The organism is Burkholderia sp. MSMB1078WGS (assembly GCF_001528895.1).
Lineage (GTDB): Bacteria > Pseudomonadota > Gammaproteobacteria > Burkholderiales > Burkholderiaceae > Burkholderia.
This window is the reverse complement of record NZ_LPDI01000025.1, coordinates 306,196-322,733: the sequence shown is the minus strand read 5'-3', so window position 1 is coordinate 322,733 and position 16,538 is coordinate 306,196. Positions and strand designations below refer to the sequence as shown.

Below are 16,538 nucleotides of genomic sequence, written 5' to 3'. Positions count from 1 at the left end.
GACCACCATGCAGGTTCAGGACGACGACAAGCCGTACGACGACATCAACATCACGCCGATGCTCGACCTCGCGTACGTGCTGCTGATCATCTTCATCATCATGACGACCGCGTCGGTGCAGGGCATCAAGGTCGACCTGCCGAAGGCGAGCTCGTCCGCGAGCCTCGCGAAGCCGAAGACGAAGGCGATCACGGTCGCCGATTCGGGGCAGGTGTTCCTCGACGCGTATCCGGTGACGATGGACGAACTCGAAAGCCGGTTGCGCACCGAGAAGGCGACCAATCCGGAATTCCCGATCGTGCTGAAGGGCGACGCGGCCGTGCAGTACCAGAAGGTCATGGACGTGCTCGACCTGCTGCGCCGGCTCGACCTGTCGCAGGTCGGGCTCGTGACCGGCAAGGCGAAGCAGGGCGGCTAGCGCGATGGAAATGACCTACAACGGCGGCCCGCCGCAGAAAGGCCCCGGCCGCTTCGTGAAGCCGGTTGCGATCGCGCTCGTGCTCGCCGGGCTCGCCGCGCTGATCTGGCATTTCGCGGGGGACACCGCGGGCGTGAAGCGCGCGAGCGCGCCGCAGGTGACGACGGTGATCCCGTTGCCGCCGCCCCCGCCGCCGCCGAAACAGAAGCCGCCGCCCGAGAAGGTGAAGGAAGAGGTCAAGACGCCGGTCGACAAGCCGACCGTCGCGCCGAAGCCGTCCGAGGCGCCGAAGCCGTCGGACAACCAGCCGAAGCAGATGACGATGAATGCGCCCGCACAGGCCGGCACCGACAGCTTCAACATCGGCGCGGGCGACGGCTCGGGAATGGTCGGCAGCGGCGGGGGCGGCAAGTTCGGCAACGCGAGCTACGCGCAGTACATGGTGTACGTGCTGCAGCGTGCGATCGAACAGGACAAGGGCGTGCAGGAGGCTGGCGGCGCGCGCTTCGCCGGCAGCCTGAACCTGTGGATGGATGCGTCGGGGCGGATCACGAAGGTGACGATCGCGCAGTCGACCGGCGACGCGAAGATCGACGCGGCCGTCGTCGCGGCGGTCGAGACGCTCGGCAAGGTCGACGAAGTGCCGCCGCCGGCGACGTCGTACCCGGTGCTCGTCAAGCTTCAGGGCCGCAAGCCGGCATGACGATGCGCGAGAGAGACCACGAAAGAATCATGGGGCAGGTCCGTCGCACGGATCCTGCCGGAAAAGAAACGAAAATTGTTCGGAGTGCTTCGATGATTCGGAAGATGAACGGACGGGGCGGGGTGCCCTGCAACGGCGCGCCGCCCGCGCGCCTGTCGCGCGTCGGCGCGGCGGTGCTGACGCTGGGGCTGACGTGCGCGTCCGTCGCACAGGCGCAATCGCTCGAGGCGCAGGCGGCATCGGGGAAGGCCGCGCCAACGGAAAGCGTGGTGATCAACCTGATCAACCTGCTCGTCAAGCGCGGCGTGCTCACGCAGCAGAACGCGAACGAGCTGATCAGCGAGGCGCGCACCGAGGCCGTGCAGGCGCGGGCCGCGCGCGGGTCGGGCGCACCGGTCGTCGCGGGCGGCGTGGTCAATCCGCCGACCCAGCCGGGCGACGTCGCGGTGCCGTACGTGCCGCAACTCGTGCGCGACCAGATCCGCGACCAGGTGAAGCAGGAAGTGATCGCACAGGCGAAGGCCGAGAATTGGGCGCAGCCGAACACGTTCCCCGACTGGGTATCGCGGATCAAGCTCGACGGCGACCTGCGCGTGCGCGACGAGTATCACTTCTACGGCAGCCGCAACGCGAACAACGTCACGAATTTCGCGGCGATCAACCAGGGCAACGGGTTCGACATCAACCCGAACACCAACACGACGCAGTTGCCGACGCAGAACACCACGCAGAACCGCAACAACTTGCTGCGCTACCGTGCGCGGCTCGGCGTGACCGCGACGTTGTCCGACGAAATGACGGCCGGCATCCAGCTCGCGAGCGGCAACGACAACGGGCCGGTGTCGACCACGGCCACCGCCGGCGGCGGCTTCGCGAAAAAGAACATCTGGCTGAACAAGGCGTTCTTCGCGTACAAGCCGGCGCCGTGGCTGAACCTGACGGCCGGCCGCTTCGACAATCCGTTCTTCAAGTCGGACCTCGTGTTCTCCGACGACCTGATGATGGACGGGCTCGCCGCGAACCTGCGCCACGCGTTGCCGTGGAATCCGGACGTCACGCTGTTCGGCACGCTCGGCGTGTTCCCGATCCAGTACACGAGCGAGAACTTCCCGTCGAACAGCACCGACAAGGCCGGCAGCGACACGAAGTGGATGTTCGGCGCGCAGTTCGGCGCCGACTGGAAGATCGACGCGAAGAACCGGCTGCGCGGCGCGGTCGCGTACTACGACTTCCAGAACATGCGCGGCACGCTGTCGTCGCCGTGCGCGCTGTATCTCGGCGCGACCAACTGCAGCACCGACAACGAGGCGCCCGCGTTCATGCAGGGCGGCAACACGCTGATCGCGCTGCGCAACATCGTGCAGAACCCGAACCTCGCGCCGGGGATGACGCCGCAGCCGCAGCTCTTCGGGCTCGCGTACAACTATCGGCTGCTCGACCTGAAGGCGCAGTGGGATACCGTCGTGGCCGATCGCTTCAAGCTGCGCCTGGACGGCGAATACGTGCGCAACCTCGCGTACAACGACAACAAGGCGTTCGCGGCGGCGTCGCTGCCGGTCAACAACTACGAAGCGACGTCGGTGAACGCGACGCGCGCCGACTATCGCAGCGGCCCGAACGGCTTCCTCGCGAAGGCGACGGTCGGCGAGCCGGAGCCGCGCGAGAAGGGCCAGTGGAATTTCTCGATCGCGTACAAGTACCTGCAGCCGGACGCCGTGCTCGACGCGTTCAACGATCCCGATTTCCATCTCGGCGGCACCAACGCACGCGGCTACGTGATCGGCGCAGCCTATGCGGTCGCGCGCGACACGTGGGTGTCGGCCCGCTACCTGAGCTCGAAGGAAGTGTACGGGCCGCCGGTGTCGATCGACGTGCTGCAGATCGAGCTCAATGCTCGCTTCTGACCGGAGCCGCGCATGAATACGATCACTCGCACGATGCCGGCGGCCGCCGTCGCCGCCGCGCTGTTGTTCGCGGCCGTCGGCGCGCACGCGCAGAGCATCGAGGACAAGCTGCGCAGCCAGCTGCGCTCGACCGTGCAGGAGCTGCGCCAGTTGCAGGACAGCCAGGCGCAGTTGCAGAGCGACAAGGCGGCGGCCGAGAAGCAGCGCGACGATGCGCTCGCACAACTGAAGGCGATGCAGGGCCAGCTTGCAGCGGCGCGCGGTGAATCGGGCGCCGAGGCGGCCGCGAAGCGCGCGCTCGCGCAGGAGCGGGCCGGCCGCGAGCAGGACGCGAGGTCGCTCGCGAAATACAAGGCGTCCTATGAGGATCTGCTCGCCGTGTCGCGCGCCCGCGATGCGCAGCACGCGCAACTGCAGAAGGACGTTGCCGCGCGTGACACGCAACTGAAAACCTGCCAGGCACACAATGCGGAGCTGTATCGCGTCGGGCACGAGATTCTCGACGCGTACGAGCATGTCGGGATCGGCACCTTCCTCTCGTCGAGGCAGCCGTTCGCCCAGTCGGCCCGCGTGAAGTACGACGATCTCGCGCAGCGCTACGGCGATGCGCTGTATGCGGGAAAGTACGATCCGGCCGCGCGTGCGGCCGCCGCGGCGCCGGCATCGGCGGCGAGCGCGCCGTGAGCGTGTCGCCCGATACCGCATTGGAATCCATCGATCCGTCGAACAGGGGGAACCTCGACATGCAGGACAAGCAACCGAACGCCGGCGCCGAACGCGCGGCACACGACGCGCCGATCGAAGCGATCAGCGCGGACCGCCTGGCCGACGTGCTGCGCCGTGCGGGCTACCGCGTGACGGCCGCCGAGCAGAACGGCTCGGTGCAACTGATGAGCGCGAGCCAGGGCATCGGCTTCGCGGTGCGCTTCGGCAACCCGGCGGCGCCGCTCGCGCCGCAGGGCGCCGACACGCCGCTCGCCGCGCTGCCGTACATCGATTACACGATGTCGTGCGTGCTGCAAGTGCAGGGCGAATTGCCGGCCGAACTCGTCGCGGACTGGAACCGCACCAAGCGCTTCGCGCGTCTCGCGAGCCACGGGCAGTTTCTCGCGCTGGAGATGGACGTCGTCGTCGCGGGCGGCGTGTCCGAGCGCTATCTGCGTTCGACGGTCGAGCTGTGGGATCGGCTGATCCAGGAATTCCTGCTGCACCTGCGCAATCGCCCCGCGATGGCCGAGCAGGAAGCGGCGGCGCGGGCGGCGGCCGGCGAACCGCCCGCCACGGCCGCCTCCGTCGAAGCGGCCGCGCAATCGTGATCGTCGCGCATCGGCTCGGCGCCGCGCTACGCGCGTTGCTGCCGGGCCGCACGCGAGCCGACGCGACGGCCGTGGGTGACGCGCCTGCCGCGTGGGGCACGTACGCGCAACACGTCGCGCAATGGCTGCAGACGGCGCTCGATGGCGACGATGCGGCCGCGGGCCGCCTGCGCGCGGACATCGAGCGCTGGGCCGACGCGCGGGCCGATGCCGGCGACGACGGGCCTGTACTGCCGGTGCGAGCGTGGCTTGACCGGCGCGGGCGGGTGACGCGCGTCGACAGCGCGGCGGCCGGGCAGGCGTCGCTCGACGCCGCACTGCACGCCGCGTTTGCCGGCAGGGAGATCGGCATGGTGCCGCCGCGCGGGATGGCGCAACCGCTCGTCCTGCGTGTGGCGCTGACGGGCGCACGCTGATACGGCGTCCGTATTTGAAAAGAAGCAATCCAGAGGGCAGTCGAACGATGATGACGAAGATGAAGATGCTGGCGATGGTGGCAGGCGGTCTCGTGCTGGGCGCGCCGCTCGTGGCATGCGCGCAGGACGACGTGATCGCGAACGCCGCGCAGGCGTCGGTCACGCAGGCCGACATTGCCGGGCTGTTGAAGACCGTGAGCGCGGAAGGGCGCGAGCGTCTCGCGGCCGATCCCGCGGCGCTGGACCAGGTCGTGCGTTCGACGCTCGCACAGAAGGCCGTGCTGGCCGAGGCGAAGTCGAAGGGCTGGGACCGGCAGCCGCAGGTGCAGGCAGCCGTCGAGCAGGCGCAGCGCGAAATCGTCGTGCGCAGCTATCTCGCGTCGGTGAATGCGCCGCCGGCCGACTACCCGTCGGACGCGGAACTCCAGTCCGCCTACGACAAGAACCGCGCGGCGTTCACGGCGCCGCGCGCGCTGCATGTCGCTCAGATCTATATCGCGGTGCCGCCGAACGCGGATGCCGCGACGCTCGACAAGGCGCGCAAGCAGGCCGCCGATCTCGCGAGCCGCGCGCGCAACGGCGATTTCGCGGCGCTGGCGAAGGCGAACTCGCAGGACAAGGCGAGCGCCGCGAACGGCGGCGATCTCGGTTTCGTGCCCGAGCAGTTGATGGTGCCGGCGGTCCGTCAGGCAGCCGACGCGTTGAAGCCGGGTCAGGTATCCGCGCCGATCCAGACGCCGGCCGGTTTTCACGTCGTGAAGCTGATCGAGATACGCGCGGCCGCGCCGCGTCCGCTGGCCGACGTGAAGGAGCAGCTGCGCGCGATGCTGCGCGCCCAGCGCACGCAGCAAAATACACAGGCGTATCTCGCGAAGCTGGCCGCGAACGCACCGATCAACGAAGACGCGCTGAAGAAAGCGCTCGCGTCGGCTCGGTAGGCGCGCTCATGGCCACGCTCCGTTCGACGCCGCGCGTCGAGGCGCCCGACGCGCGTACGCCGGCGCGTCGTCGCTCCGCCGCCTCCGATCGTCCGCGCATGCCGAAGGCGAACCCGTGGCCGGGCCGGCCCGGCGAGTGGCCGACGCATTGCCCGCTTTGCTTCGGCGCGCTGGAGCCGCTGCCCGGCGCGGGCGGCTATGCGCGGCACCGGAGCGCGCGCTGTTCCGCGCAGTGCGTGCTCACCACACGCCAGTATCAACCGGAGGAGCCGACGATTCGCGGCTCGCGCGACGTGCAGGTCGCGGCCCGTCATCGGGACCGCTTCATTGCGCAGTGGCCGCGCCATTACGCGCTGATGCGGCGCGCGTGGCCCGCGCTCACGATCGGGCGCTTCATCGCGGTGATCTCGTGCGCGGATGTCGCGGATCTCTGGTCGTACCGGACGTTGCGCGAAGACGATCTCGCCGCCGTGCTGCTCGTACTGGCCGGTTTCCTGCGCGTGCCGGATGTGTCGGGCACCGCTGCGCCGGGTGCCCGTATGCCCGAAGCCGGTACGCCCGAAGCCGGTATGCCGGGTACCTATATGCCCGCTGCCGGTACGCCGGCCGACGATGCGCGCGCGCCGGCCGTTCGCTGGGTGCGCTTCTGGTTCGACGCGAGCGTGCGCGACGTCGGCGATTTGTGGACGGCCGGCAACGACGCGTCGCCGCTGTTTCGCGTCGACTACCGGGAGCCGCTCGTCACGCCGTATCCGACCGGCGCGCAGGTGCACGCATGGCAACCGGTCGACGGCATGCGCGATGCGTGGGCGCGATATGTCGATGCGGGCGAACCGGCCGTCGACGCAGCCGATCGCGCGGCGTTCGGGCGCTTTCTGGCCCGCGCGTCGGGGTCGGGTGCGGGAGCATGAAGGCATGCGCGCGATGGCGTCGTTACCGATGGAGGCGCGGATGAAGAGGCGACGAAACGGCGTCGCGGCGATCGCCTGCGTGCTGCTGGCGGCCGGCGCGCACGCGCAGGGCGGCCGCGCGGCGGCGGCCGAGCCCGGCTCGGCCGCGAAGCCGGTGTGCGTCGACGCGGAAGTCGACGGCAAGCGCGCGCTGTCGTACGACTGCCTGAGCGAACAACTGAAGCCGAAGGCCGAGCCTCAGGCGGGCGCGTCGCAGACGGATTCGGAGCGGTTGTCGAAGCAACCGTCGAACCGTCTCGGCACGTTCAACCTGTCGACCGAGCGGAACCGCTTCGGGTCGAACTGGGGCAAATCCGTTACGCCGCAACGGCCGAATGCGCCGGTTGCCGTGCCGCCGAAGTGAAGCGCTTGCGCAGCCGCGGCGCGCGAACGGTGCGGTGGGCCAACGGTGTGGGAACAGGCACGGGCCGGTGGCGCACCGGCGCGAACCGACGAGGAGCAGCAACGTGAAATCGGGCAAGCACATCGGCAGCGTGGCGGCGCTCGCGGCCGGGCTCGCAGTGACGCTCGCCTGCGCATGCGGCGCGGCCAAGGGCGCCGAGCGCGCGGTGCAGGGGGCCGGCGCGCCCACGGTTGCGCTGCCGAACTTCGCGGCGCTCGTGCGGCGCGTCGGGCCGGCGGTCGTCAACATCAGCGTCACGCGCGAAGTCACGCAGATGGGGATCCAGTTGCCGCCCGGCATCGCGCCCGATCATCCGCTCGCGCCGTTTCTCGCGCGGCGCGTGATCGGCAACCGCGAGGAGGTGAGCCTCGGCTCCGGCTTCATCGTGAGCGCGGACGGCGTGATCCTGACCAACCGGCACGTGGTCGGCGACGCGGTCGCCATCGACGTGAAGCTGACCGACAAGCGCCAGTTCAAGGGGCGGGTGATCGGCAGCGATCCCGTATCCGACGTCGCGGTGATCCGCATCGATGCGCACGACCTGCCGGTCGTCGCGACCGGCGATCCGGCGCGCACCGAGGTCGGCGACTGGGTGATGGCCATCGGGTCGCCGTACGGGTTCGCGAATACCGTCACGCAGGGCATCGTCAGCGCGAAATCGCGCTCCCTGCCCGGCGAACAGGCGATTCCGTTCATCCAGACCGACGTGCCGATCAATCCCGGCAATTCGGGCGGCCCGCTGTTCGATCTGAGCGGCCGCGTGATCGCGATCAACTCGATGATCTTCTCGAAGACGGGCGGCTACCAGGGGCTCGCGTTCGCGATTCCGATCGACATCGCACTCGACGTGAAGGATCAGTTGCTGCGCACCGGCAAGGTCACGCGCGGCCGGCTCGGCGTGGCCCTGCAGGAAGTGAGCCAGGCGCTCGCGCGTTCGTTCGGTCTCGCGAGCCCGGACGGCGCGCTGATCACGATGGTCGAGCCGGACGGCCCGGCCGCGCGCGCGGGCCTGAAGGCGGGCGACGTCGTGCTCGCGGTCGACGGCAAGCCGGTCGCGGAATCGGCGGATTTGCTCGGCATGGTTGCGGCCATGCGGGCGGGCCGGCAAGCCGATCTGCTCGTGTGGCGTGCGGGCCGGGCGATGCACGCGATCGCGACGGTCGGCGCGTTCGACAGCGGCACGGCATCTGCCGGCGGCGAACAGGGGCCCGCGCGGTTCGGGCTCGCGCTGCGGGCCGCGACGGAGCAGGAGCGCCGGCGGCTCGGCGTCGGCCAGGCGCTCGTCGTCGAACAGGCGACCGGCCAGGCGGCGCGCGCGGGGTTGCAGCCCGGCGATGCCGTGCTGTCGGTCAATGGCGTGCCGGTCGCGAGCATCGGCGCGCTGATGGCCGGGATCGACGCCGCGCACGGCAACGTCGCGCTGCTGGTGCAGCGTGGCGGCACGCGGCTGTATGTGCCGATCGAGATCGGCCGGGCGGATTCGTCGTCGAAACGGGAGGCGGGATGAAGCGAATGCGCAAGCAGCGCGCATCGGGATGGCTGGGTGCGATCGTCGTCGCGTCGGCGCTGGCCGCGGGCGCGGCCCTGGCCCCGGCCGTCGCGCAGACGGCCGACGTGCCGCAAGCGTGGATCCGCTACGGACAGCTCGCCGGGCAGCAGTTCCAGACGTGGCTCGAAGCGGACGGCGACGCGGCCGACCGGCTCCACCGCTATCTCGAGACGCGCGTGCTGAACGCGCGCGCCGATGCGCCGCCGCCCGCGATCGTCGTGCGTGCGTGGATCGGCGCGAACGGCGTCGTCACGCGCGTCGAGTTCGCGTCGCTCGGCGATCCGGATGCGGACGCGACGCTGCGACAACTGCTGACGGCCGGCCCGCTGAGCGAGCCGCCGCCGCCCGACATGCTGCAGCCGCTGCGCGTGCGCCTGCGGCTCGCACCCAATCCCGACGCGGCGGCCGCCGCACCGGCGTCGGCGGCGCGCATGCCATGACGTTCCGGACCGGGTAGACGCTGGCGGATATCGTAATAAGATATGACGATATTGCATCGGCGGGACAATGATGCCCCGCTTTCCTGAGAGGAGCTATCCGTGCAACTGACCCAGTTAGGCGGGCATGTCGCCCAATCCGGCATCGCCGAGCGGCAAAAACACGCGCAAGCGCTGATGTTCGGGATGGCGAACATCGACGAGTACGTGTCCGGCGGCGTTTGCTACGACGCTGCGGCGTATGTTCGGTATCTGCTGCGCGCCGACGCAATGATCGCGCCCGGTGCGCTGCTCGACACGAACGGTCAGCAGTGGAGGACGCGCTTCAACTTCGAGACCGGCGATCAATGGGACGGGCGCGCGAGCATTCCGGCGGGCACAGCGGTCGGCTTCGCTCGCGGCGCCAATGTCTTTCACGCCGCGATCGCCGTGGGCGGCACTCGGATCCGCGGGATCAACGGCGGCCTGCTGGGCGCCGGATGGCTGCATCCGGTCGATCTGGCACGGGTGCTGCAGCCGGATCCGGCCGGCGGCTTTACGTACGATCGCACGACCATTCGCGTTTATCTGTCGCGCCTGTAGGCTGTCCGGCGTCGAATCTCACGCCGTTTCCGCCGTTTCCGTCATTACCCGTTGGCGGCCGCGCGCCGGCGCCGCGCGGCCGCTTTCCCGCCGTTCGGCGATATCCGCATGGCGTCGCGCCGTCCAACGCTGCTATCCTCTCGACCTTGAATGACGCGTCATGGCGGCGTGGGCGCGCATGCCGCCTCGCGGCGCCGCGCACCGGTGCGAGCCATGCGCGCACTGAGGTAGCATGACCGAATATCCACGACGATCCATGACCTGTTTCGTGACCGACTTCCTTCCGTCCATGTCCACATGGTCAAGACAACGATGAGCGATGCACCCGATCCGGCAGCGCCCGGCGACGACGAGCCGTCCGGCGGCGCGTCGTCGTATCTGGTGCCCGGCCTCGAACGCGGGCTGCGTATCCTCGCCGAATTCTCCGCGCGCGAGCCGGTGCTCGGCGCGCCCGAGCTGTCGAAGCGTATCGGCATTCCGCGCACGACCACGTTCCGCCTGCTGCAGACGCTCGAAGCGCTCGGTTTTCTCGAACGCGTGAACGGCGATCGTTATTTCCGGCTCGGTGTCGGCGTGCTGCGGCTCGGCTTCGAATACCTGAATTCGCTCGAACTGACCGATCTCGGTGCGCCCGTGCTCGAACGGCTGCGCGATTCCACCGGCCTGTCGACGCACCTGCTGATCCGCGACCAGCGTGACGTGGTGTTCGTCGCGAAGGCGCAGAGCAACGCGTCGATGTTCGGTTCGGTGAAGGTGCACGTCGGCACGCGCCTGCCCGCGCATGCGACCGTGCACGGCCACGTGCTGATGGGCGACCTGACGCGCGACGCGTTGCGGCAGCTCTATCCGGAGAAGAAACTCGAACAGTTCACCGAGCGCACGCCCGGCACCGTGGACGAACTGTACGAACGCGTGCGTCATTACGCACGGCTCGGCTACGCGGTCAGCGAGGCGGCGTTCGAGAGCGGCATTTCGGCCGTGACCGCGCCCGTGCGCGATCACTCGGGTTCCATCGTCGCGGCGATCACCGCGACGGTGCCGCGCTCGGAGATCGGCGACGCCGGCGAGAAGGAGCGGCTCGTCGAAGCCGTGTGCGGCGCGGCGGTCGACCTGTCGCAACGGCTGAACTATCGCCCGCTCGAAAGCGACCCGACGTTCGCGCATGCGCGCCACAAGGTCGCGATGTTCTGATCCACCGAACGCGCCGCATCGCGCGGCTGCGCCGATCGCCGGCAACCCGTCGCCAACGAGAAAAGAGCAGCCCACGGGCTGCTCTTTTCGTTTGCGGCACCGGGCAAGCGCGTCCGCCGTCGCTCAGAACGAGTGATGAATCCCGGTCAGCACGATCACCTGGTTCGCGGTGCTCGACGTGCCGGCCGTGAAGAACGCGGCTTTGGCGCCACCCGAACCGTGTTCGTAAAGCACGTTCGCATACAACTGCGTGCGCTTCGACAACGCGTAGATGTCGCCGAGTTCGACCTGAGTCCAGCGGCGGCCGGCCAGCGTCGTGGTCGCCGCGCCGCCCGCGATCGTGTTGAACGCGCTGCTGCGGTAGTTCACGCCCGCGTCGTAGCTCTGGAACGTGTCGGAAAACCCGTTCGACTGCATCTTCACGCGCGTGTAGAGGCCGTGCACGAGGAAGTCGCCGATCTGGTACGACGCGCCCGCGCCGATGTTCTCGACCTTGTTCGCGAGGTAGCCGTTCGCGGTGCTCTGCCCCTGGAACGACGCGATGCCCGTCTGGCCGATCAGGATCGAGCGATCGTGCTCGTTCGAGTAGACGGCCGACGCCTTGAACGGCCCGTTCGCATAGTTCAGCGCGACGCCGACCGATTTGCCGGTCGAGAAATTCGTCGTGTTGCCGAGCGCGAGCGTCGCCGCGGCCGAGAAGCCCGCGAAGCTCGGCGAACGGTACTTGATCGCGTTGTTGTACGGCACGTTGCCGGTCGCGGCGAGCCCGTCGATGTTGCCCGGGTGGAACGCGTACCAGCTCATCGCGAGGTACGCGGTGCTGAGCGGATCGAGATAGTCGAACGCCAGCGGCGTCTGGCGGCCGAGCGTCAGCGTGCCGTAGCGCTCGGCGCTGAGGCCGACGAACGCCGCGCGGTTCCAGATTGTGTTCGCGGTCGCGAACTGGCCGTTGTTCGTATAGAAGCCGTTCTCCAGCTGGAAGATAGCCGACAGCCCGCCGCCGAGATCTTCCTTGCCTTTCAGGCCCCAGCGATCGGGCTGCGTATTGCCCTGGATCATCGCCCACTTCGCGTGGCCGCCGACGTTGTTCACGTACGCGACGCCCGCATCCAGGCTGCCGTACAGCATCACGCTGCTCTGCGCCCATGCGCCCGACGCGGCGCCCATTCCGATGACTGCCGCTGCTACCGCATGCTTGACCATTTTGTCTCCTGACTCTCCAACCTGATGAAAACGTGTAGTGACGGGGCTGCGCAGGGACGGCCGGCCGTCGCGCATGTTCATCGTCGAGTGGGCATTTTGATGTTCCATATAAGGAACAATGTACCTCTAGTGGAATGAAGTATAGAGGTGTCCGACGGGTGGTCAAAAATAAATTTATCGGGCCGGATCGGGTGGGCGCTGATCTGCAACATGGGTTCGAGAATCCGGAAAAACGGACCTAAATCCCCGCAACCAAACAAAAAATCACATTTGACGAGATAGGTCGTGGCGATCTTCGACCCGCCGGTCGGTGTTTTCCCTAGGACATGCAGCTTTTTGTTTTACTCGCGGAAGGTCGCTCCTATAATCACCATCCATAAATTGTTGTTCCTGATATGGAACAAAACGAGAGTCGATCAGAAGGAAGGGTGCGAGATGTCTGAGCAATGGATTTGCGCCGGTCACGCCGGCGCGCTGTCGGAAGACACGCCGATCGAGTTCAAGCGGACCGACGGCGTGGAAATCGGGATCTACCGCGTCGGCGACGACGTGTATGCGCTCGAGAACGTATGCCCGCATGCGTACGCGCTGCTGACGCAGGGGTTCGTCGACGAAGGCACGGTCGAATGCCCGCTGCACGAGGCGGTGTTCGACATCAAGACGGGCGAATGCCTGAAGGGGCCGGGCGGACGTGCGCTGAAGCAGTACGCGGTGCGTCTTGCCGGCGAGGAAATCCAGATCAAGGTGGAATGACATGAAAGAAGCGACCGTCAACTTCAATCCCTTCCTGAAGCCGTGGGTGGCGCCGCAGCCGAACAACGTCGCGGGCAAGGGGCAGATCGAGATTCCCGGCCAGGTCGAGAACCAGGTCTGGCAGAACCGCAAGGCCGAACCGACCCAGTACGAGAACGACCTCGGCGATGCGCTCGAACGCGTGTTCGAGAGCGGCGCGACCGAGCTGGACGATGTCGTCGCGGGCCTGAACCGCATCGGCTTCCGCGCGCCGGACGGCACTGCGTGGACCGCGGAGCGCTTCCGCGCCGAAATGGCCTCGCTGGCGGAATGAGCGCGCGCTGCGTGACCGCCGACCCGACGACAACCGCATCCGGAGCACATCGATGACGTCCCCCGCACAATACGAAGCCCAACGCGACCCGGTCCGCGACTACCTCGACCGCGGCATCAAGAACTACTGGTATCCCGTCGCGCCGAGCTGGCAGGTGTCGAACGCACCCGTCGGCCTCACGCGCCTGTCCGAGCAGATCGTGCTGTGGCGCGATCACGAAGGAAAAGTCCATGCGCTGGAAGATCGCTGCCCGCACCGCGGCGCGCGTCTGTCGCTCGGCTGGAACCTCGGCGGCAACATCGCATGCTGGTATCACGGCATCGAAGTCGACGGCGGCGGCACGGTCAACCGCGTGCCGGCCGTGTCGAACTGCCCGCTCGAAGGCACGAAGTGCGTGAAGTCGTATCCGGTCGAGGAGAAGGCCGGCGCGATCTTCCTGTGGTTCGGCGACGAAGCGCACGGCGAGCCGGCGCCGCTGAACCTGCCGGAAGAGCTCGTGGCCGACGAGTACGGCCATTTCCTGTGCGTGTCGAACTGGAAGTGCAATTACCAGTACGCGATCGACAACGTGATGGACCCGATGCACGGCGCGTACCTGCACGCGACGTCGCACTCGATGGCCGAAGGCGACAAGCAGGCCGACATGCGCGTGCGCAAGACAGATACGGGCCTGATGTTCGAGAAGATCGGCCAGCGCGACGTGAACTTCGACTGGGTCGAGCTCGGCGAAACCGGCTGCCTGTGGATGCGTCTCGCGATTCCGTACAAGCAGAAGTTCGGCCCCGGCGGCAACTTCGGGATCATCGGCTTCGCGACGCCGGTCGACGGCGACCACTGCCAGGTCTATTTCTGGCGTACCCGCAAGGTCAGCGGCTGGCAGCGCGACGTGTGGCGCTTCATGTACCGCAACCGTCTCGAAGGCTTGCACTGGGACGTGCTCGAACAGGATCGCTACGTTCTCGAAAGCCTCGCGCCGCATGCGCGCGATCACGAATACCTGTATCAGCACGACGTCGGCATCACGCGCGTGCGCCGGATGCTGCGCCAGCGGGCGCAGGAGCATCTGTCCGCGCTCGACGCGCATCGCGCGGCACACGCCGCTTCGGAGCCGGCGAATGGCTGAGTTCGCTCCGGTCGTGGCGCTGCCCGGTCGGCGCGTGCTCGTCACGGGCGGCGCGCGCGGTCTCGGCGCCGCGTTCGTGAAGGCGCTGGTCGAAGCGGGCGCGCAGGTCGCGTTCGGCGACGTGCTGGCGGAAGAGGGCCGCGCGCTGGCCGCGCAGCTCGCACGCGCCGGCCACACCGCGCATTTCTTCGCGCTCGATCTCGCCGACCCGGCCAGCATCGACGCCTTCGTCGCGCAGGGCGCGGCGGCGCTCGGCGGTATCGACGCGCTGATCAACAACGCGGCGATCACGAACTCGGGCGGCAAGCTCTCGACGGAGCTCGACGTGTCGACGTGGGACGCCGTGATGAACGTGAACGTGCGCGGCGTGTGGCTCGTCAGCAATGCGGCGTTGCCGCACCTTGCGCAGTCGGGGCGCGGCGCGATCGTGAACCTCGCGTCGGACACCGCGTTGTGGGGGGCGCCGAAGCTGCTCGCGTACGTCGCCAGCAAGGGCGCGGTGATCGCGATGACGCACGCGCAGGCACGCGAGTTCGGCGCGCACGGCGTGACGGTCAACGCGATCGCGCCGGGGCTGACCGAAGTCGAGGCGACCGCGTACGTGCCGGCGGAACGCCACGCGTTCTACCTGCAGGGCCGCGCGCTCGCACGTGCGCAGGTGCCCGACGACGTGACGGGCCCCGTGCTGTTCCTGCTGTCGGACGGCGCGCGCTTCGTGACGGGGCAACTGCTGCCGGTGAACGGCGGCTTCGTAATGAATTGAATCGAAGTTTTCACTCGCAATGAAGGAGAGGACGATGGCGGACGCCGATCTCGAACGCAAGTCGTGGGACCAGCCGGAAGGTGCAAGCTTCAACGACTGGATGGAAGGGCGCGTCGCGCGCTACGCGACGCGACGCTACGACTGGGACGCACTGAAGTTCCAGGCCGACTACGACCCGAAGTACCGCCGTGCGCAGATGCGCTATGTCGGCACGGGCGGCACGGGCGTCGCGAAGGACGTCAACACGGTGCCGGCCGGCAACTTCACGTTCTCGACGATGGTCATCCCGGCCGGCAACATCGGGCCGAGCCACATCCATGTCGACGTCGAGGAAATCTTCTTCGTGCTGCGCGGCAAGATGAAGGTGATCTGCGAGCGCGACGGCGAGACGTGGGAAGCGATCCTCGGCGAGCGCGACCTGATCTCGGTGCCGCCGGGCGTGTATCGCACGGAAATCAACATCGGCGAGGAAGATGCGCTGATGTGCGTGATGCTCGGTTCGCCGAAGCCGATCACGCCGACGTATCCGCCCGATTCGCCGCTCGCGAAGATCAAGCGTTGAGACGGAGCGGGTGAAGCAATGAGTGTCATCGACAAACGTGAACGCGACCGCACCGCGGCGTTCGCCGCGCTGCTCGGGCAGTTTCCCGAACAGCGTTGCGCAGCCGGCGCGGCGGGCACGATCGGCTACCGCGAGGCCGGCGCGCAGCATGCGGGCCGCGCGCTGCCCGTCGTGCTGCTGCACGGGATCGGCTCGGGCGCCGCGTCGTGGGTCCGCCAGCTCGACACGCTCGGCGCGTCACGACGCGTGCTTGCGTGGGATGCGCCCGGTTACGGCGTGTCGACGCCCGTGCACGGCGCGTCGCCGGCCGCCGCCGATTACGCGGCATCGCTGAACGCGTGGCTCGAGGCACTCGGCATCGAACGCTGCGTGCTGGTCGGTCATTCGCTCGGCGCGATCGTCGCGGGCGGGTTGGCCCGCGTGATGCCCGCGCGCATTGCCGGCCTGCTGCTGATCTCGCCCGCGGGCGGTTACGGCAGCGCACCGGCCGAAACGCGCGAATCGCGCCGCGACGCGCGGCTCGCGATGCTTGCGGAACTCGGCCCGGCCGGGCTCGCCGAGCAGCGCAGCGGCAACATGCTGTCCGGTTTCGCGAACGAGGAGGCACGGGCATGGGTGCGCTGGAACATGGCGCGCATCGTGCCGGCCGGCTATGCGCAGGCCACGCATCTGCTCGCGAACGCCGATCTCGCGGCCGATCTCGCCGGCTTCCGCGGCCGCACGGCCGTGGCCGTCGGCGCGAACGACGCGATCACGCCGCCCGCCGCGTGCGAGCGGATCGCCGCGGCCGCGCACGTCGGGCTGCAGGTGATTCCGCAGGCCGGGCATGCCGGTTATGTGGAGGCGCCGGCCGCCTATTCGGCGCTGATCGATACGTTCTGCCGTCAGTGCGATACGCAGCGGGGGCTGGCATGAATTGCCCCCACGCTCACATTCGTTCGCTTGGGGGGGCGCAGCCCCCCCATCCCCAGAGAGCATGTCCATCTAAGCTTGGGGCGGCCCGGCGGGAGGCAT

Annotated in this window: 20 protein-coding genes; 19 read left to right on the top strand and 1 reads right to left on the bottom strand. The window is 68.4% G+C overall.

Features of this window, described 5'->3' with window-relative positions; all coding sequences use genetic code 11:
• Nucleotides 1–7: 7 nt before the first annotated feature.
• From WT24_RS06275 to WT24_RS06215, 13 genes are all read left to right on the top strand, one after another.
• Nucleotides 8–418, top strand: a complete 411-nt coding sequence (locus tag WT24_RS06275) for a biopolymer transporter ExbD (protein WP_027780971.1) — start codon at nucleotides 8–10, stop codon at nucleotides 416–418.
• A 4-nt stretch (nucleotides 419–422) separates the two neighbouring features.
• Nucleotides 423–1,121: an energy transducer TonB gene (locus tag WT24_RS06270; protein WP_060031968.1), complete on the top strand. Its 699-nt coding sequence runs from the start codon at nucleotides 423–425 to the stop codon at nucleotides 1,119–1,121.
• Between the two features lie 92 nt (nucleotides 1,122–1,213).
• Nucleotides 1,214–3,025: a putative porin gene (locus WT24_RS06265; protein ID WP_082741781.1), complete on the top strand. Its 1,812-nt coding sequence runs from the start codon at nucleotides 1,214–1,216 to the stop codon at nucleotides 3,023–3,025.
• A gap of 12 nt (nucleotides 3,026–3,037) precedes the next feature.
• Nucleotides 3,038–3,709 carry a hypothetical protein gene (locus tag WT24_RS06260; RefSeq protein ID WP_060031965.1) on the top strand — a complete coding sequence of 224 codons (672 nt, stop codon included), beginning with the start codon at nucleotides 3,038–3,040 and terminating at the stop codon, nucleotides 3,707–3,709.
• 59 nt (nucleotides 3,710–3,768) lie between these two features.
• Nucleotides 3,769–4,341, top strand: a complete 573-nt coding sequence (locus tag WT24_RS06255; RefSeq protein ID WP_060032094.1) for a YbjN domain-containing protein — start codon at nucleotides 3,769–3,771, stop codon at nucleotides 4,339–4,341.
• Nucleotides 4,338–4,757, top strand: a complete 420-nt coding sequence (locus tag WT24_RS06250) for a hypothetical protein (RefSeq protein ID WP_257127435.1) — start codon at nucleotides 4,338–4,340, stop codon at nucleotides 4,755–4,757. Before WT24_RS06255 ends, WT24_RS06250 begins: the two co-directional genes overlap by 4 nt.
• Nucleotides 4,758–4,804: 47 nt before the next feature.
• On the top strand, nucleotides 4,805–5,695 hold the full coding sequence (locus WT24_RS06245; RefSeq protein WP_060031962.1) for a peptidylprolyl isomerase: 891 nt from the start codon (nucleotides 4,805–4,807) through the stop codon (nucleotides 5,693–5,695).
• Between the two features lie 8 nt (nucleotides 5,696–5,703).
• Nucleotides 5,704–6,606: a hypothetical protein gene (locus WT24_RS06240; RefSeq protein ID WP_060031959.1), complete on the top strand. Its 903-nt coding sequence runs from the start codon at nucleotides 5,704–5,706 to the stop codon at nucleotides 6,604–6,606.
• A 40-nt stretch (nucleotides 6,607–6,646) separates the two neighbouring features.
• Nucleotides 6,647–7,009 carry a hypothetical protein gene (locus WT24_RS06235; RefSeq protein ID WP_060032089.1) on the top strand — a complete coding sequence of 121 codons (363 nt, stop codon included), beginning with the start codon at nucleotides 6,647–6,649 and terminating at the stop codon, nucleotides 7,007–7,009.
• Between the two features lie 103 nt (nucleotides 7,010–7,112).
• Nucleotides 7,113–8,555 (top strand): Do family serine endopeptidase, encoded by a 1,443-nt coding sequence (locus tag WT24_RS06230; RefSeq protein ID WP_060031956.1) that lies wholly within the window; start codon nucleotides 7,113–7,115, stop codon nucleotides 8,553–8,555.
• Complete coding sequence (locus WT24_RS06225; RefSeq protein ID WP_060031953.1) at nucleotides 8,552–9,037, top strand: hypothetical protein; 486 nt, start codon at nucleotides 8,552–8,554, stop codon at nucleotides 9,035–9,037. Before WT24_RS06230 ends, WT24_RS06225 begins: the two co-directional genes overlap by 4 nt.
• A 99-nt stretch (nucleotides 9,038–9,136) precedes the next feature.
• Nucleotides 9,137–9,616: a type 6 secretion system effector deamidase TecA gene (gene tecA, locus WT24_RS06220; protein ID WP_060031948.1), complete on the top strand. Its 480-nt coding sequence runs from the start codon at nucleotides 9,137–9,139 to the stop codon at nucleotides 9,614–9,616.
• Nucleotides 9,617–9,913: 297 nt separating this feature from the next.
• Entirely contained in the window at nucleotides 9,914–10,807 is an 894-nt protein-coding gene (locus tag WT24_RS06215) for an IclR family transcriptional regulator (RefSeq protein ID WP_027780959.1), read from the top strand.
• Nucleotides 10,808–10,930: 123 nt separating this feature from the next.
• Here WT24_RS06215 and WT24_RS06210 read toward each other — a convergent pair whose 3' ends face one another.
• Nucleotides 10,931–12,010: a porin gene (locus WT24_RS06210; protein ID WP_060031945.1), complete on the bottom strand. Its 1,080-nt coding sequence runs from the start codon at nucleotides 12,008–12,010 to the stop codon at nucleotides 10,931–10,933.
• Nucleotides 12,011–12,445: 435 nt separating this feature from the next.
• Here WT24_RS06210 and WT24_RS06205 point away from each other — a divergent pair, with 435 nt between their 5' ends.
• The 6 genes from WT24_RS06205 to WT24_RS06180 are packed head-to-tail and all read left to right on the top strand — an operon-like array spanning nucleotide 12,446 to nucleotide 16,439.
• Entirely contained in the window at nucleotides 12,446–12,763 is a 318-nt protein-coding gene (locus tag WT24_RS06205) for a non-heme iron oxygenase ferredoxin subunit (protein WP_006489883.1), read from the top strand.
• Nucleotide 12,764: 1 nt separating this feature from the next.
• Nucleotides 12,765–13,076 (top strand): recombinase-like helix-turn-helix domain-containing protein, encoded by a 312-nt coding sequence (locus WT24_RS06200; protein ID WP_059783038.1) that lies wholly within the window; start codon nucleotides 12,765–12,767, stop codon nucleotides 13,074–13,076.
• A 52-nt stretch (nucleotides 13,077–13,128) separates the two neighbouring features.
• The gene (locus WT24_RS06195) at nucleotides 13,129–14,199 is read left to right on the top strand and encodes an aromatic ring-hydroxylating dioxygenase subunit alpha (RefSeq protein ID WP_059500228.1); all 1,071 of its coding nucleotides are present in this window, start codon (nucleotides 13,129–13,131) and stop codon (nucleotides 14,197–14,199) included.
• Nucleotides 14,192–14,962, top strand: a complete 771-nt coding sequence (locus WT24_RS06190) for an SDR family oxidoreductase (RefSeq protein WP_060031941.1) — start codon at nucleotides 14,192–14,194, stop codon at nucleotides 14,960–14,962. The genes WT24_RS06195 and WT24_RS06190 overlap by 8 nt, the downstream gene beginning before the upstream one ends.
• A 34-nt stretch (nucleotides 14,963–14,996) precedes the next feature.
• Nucleotides 14,997–15,524: a cupin domain-containing protein gene (locus tag WT24_RS06185; protein WP_034204576.1), complete on the top strand. Its 528-nt coding sequence runs from the start codon at nucleotides 14,997–14,999 to the stop codon at nucleotides 15,522–15,524.
• 18 nt (nucleotides 15,525–15,542) lie between these two features.
• The gene (locus tag WT24_RS06180; protein ID WP_060031938.1) at nucleotides 15,543–16,439 is read left to right on the top strand and encodes an alpha/beta fold hydrolase; all 897 of its coding nucleotides are present in this window, start codon (nucleotides 15,543–15,545) and stop codon (nucleotides 16,437–16,439) included.
• The last annotated feature ends 99 nt before the right edge of the window (nucleotides 16,440–16,538 follow it).

Excerpts from the sequence above, each read along its gene's own strand:
- WT24_RS06225 (WP_060031953.1), top strand. The coding sequence starts at position 8,552 with ATGAAGCGAATGCGCAAGCAGCGCGCATCGGGATGGCTGGGTGCGATC.
- WT24_RS06190 (WP_060031941.1), top strand. The coding sequence starts at position 14,192 with ATGGCTGAGTTCGCTCCGGTCGTGGCGCTGCCCGGTCGGCGCGTGCTC.
- WT24_RS06255 (WP_060032094.1), top strand. The coding sequence starts at position 3,769 with ATGCAGGACAAGCAACCGAACGCCGGCGCCGAACGCGCGGCACACGAC.
- WT24_RS06240 (WP_060031959.1), top strand. The coding sequence starts at position 5,704 with ATGGCCACGCTCCGTTCGACGCCGCGCGTCGAGGCGCCCGACGCGCGT.
- WT24_RS06210 (WP_060031945.1), bottom strand. The coding sequence starts at position 12,010 with ATGGTCAAGCATGCGGTAGCAGCGGCAGTCATCGGAATGGGCGCCGCG.
- WT24_RS06265 (WP_082741781.1), top strand. The coding sequence starts at position 1,214 with ATGATTCGGAAGATGAACGGACGGGGCGGGGTGCCCTGCAACGGCGCG.
- WT24_RS06245 (WP_060031962.1), top strand. The coding sequence starts at position 4,805 with ATGATGACGAAGATGAAGATGCTGGCGATGGTGGCAGGCGGTCTCGTG.
- WT24_RS06205 (WP_006489883.1), top strand. The coding sequence starts at position 12,446 with ATGTCTGAGCAATGGATTTGCGCCGGTCACGCCGGCGCGCTGTCGGAA.
- WT24_RS06275 (WP_027780971.1), top strand. The coding sequence starts at position 8 with ATGCAGGTTCAGGACGACGACAAGCCGTACGACGACATCAACATCACG.
- WT24_RS06185 (WP_034204576.1), top strand. The coding sequence starts at position 14,997 with ATGGCGGACGCCGATCTCGAACGCAAGTCGTGGGACCAGCCGGAAGGT.
- WT24_RS06260 (WP_060031965.1), top strand. The coding sequence starts at position 3,038 with ATGAATACGATCACTCGCACGATGCCGGCGGCCGCCGTCGCCGCCGCG.
- WT24_RS06235 (WP_060032089.1), top strand. The coding sequence starts at position 6,647 with ATGAAGAGGCGACGAAACGGCGTCGCGGCGATCGCCTGCGTGCTGCTG.
- WT24_RS06270 (WP_060031968.1), top strand. The coding sequence starts at position 423 with ATGGAAATGACCTACAACGGCGGCCCGCCGCAGAAAGGCCCCGGCCGC.
- WT24_RS06200 (WP_059783038.1), top strand. The coding sequence starts at position 12,765 with ATGAAAGAAGCGACCGTCAACTTCAATCCCTTCCTGAAGCCGTGGGTG.
- WT24_RS06180 (WP_060031938.1), top strand. The coding sequence starts at position 15,543 with ATGAGTGTCATCGACAAACGTGAACGCGACCGCACCGCGGCGTTCGCC.
- WT24_RS06215 (WP_027780959.1), top strand. The coding sequence starts at position 9,914 with ATGGTCAAGACAACGATGAGCGATGCACCCGATCCGGCAGCGCCCGGC.
- WT24_RS06195 (WP_059500228.1), top strand. The coding sequence starts at position 13,129 with ATGACGTCCCCCGCACAATACGAAGCCCAACGCGACCCGGTCCGCGAC.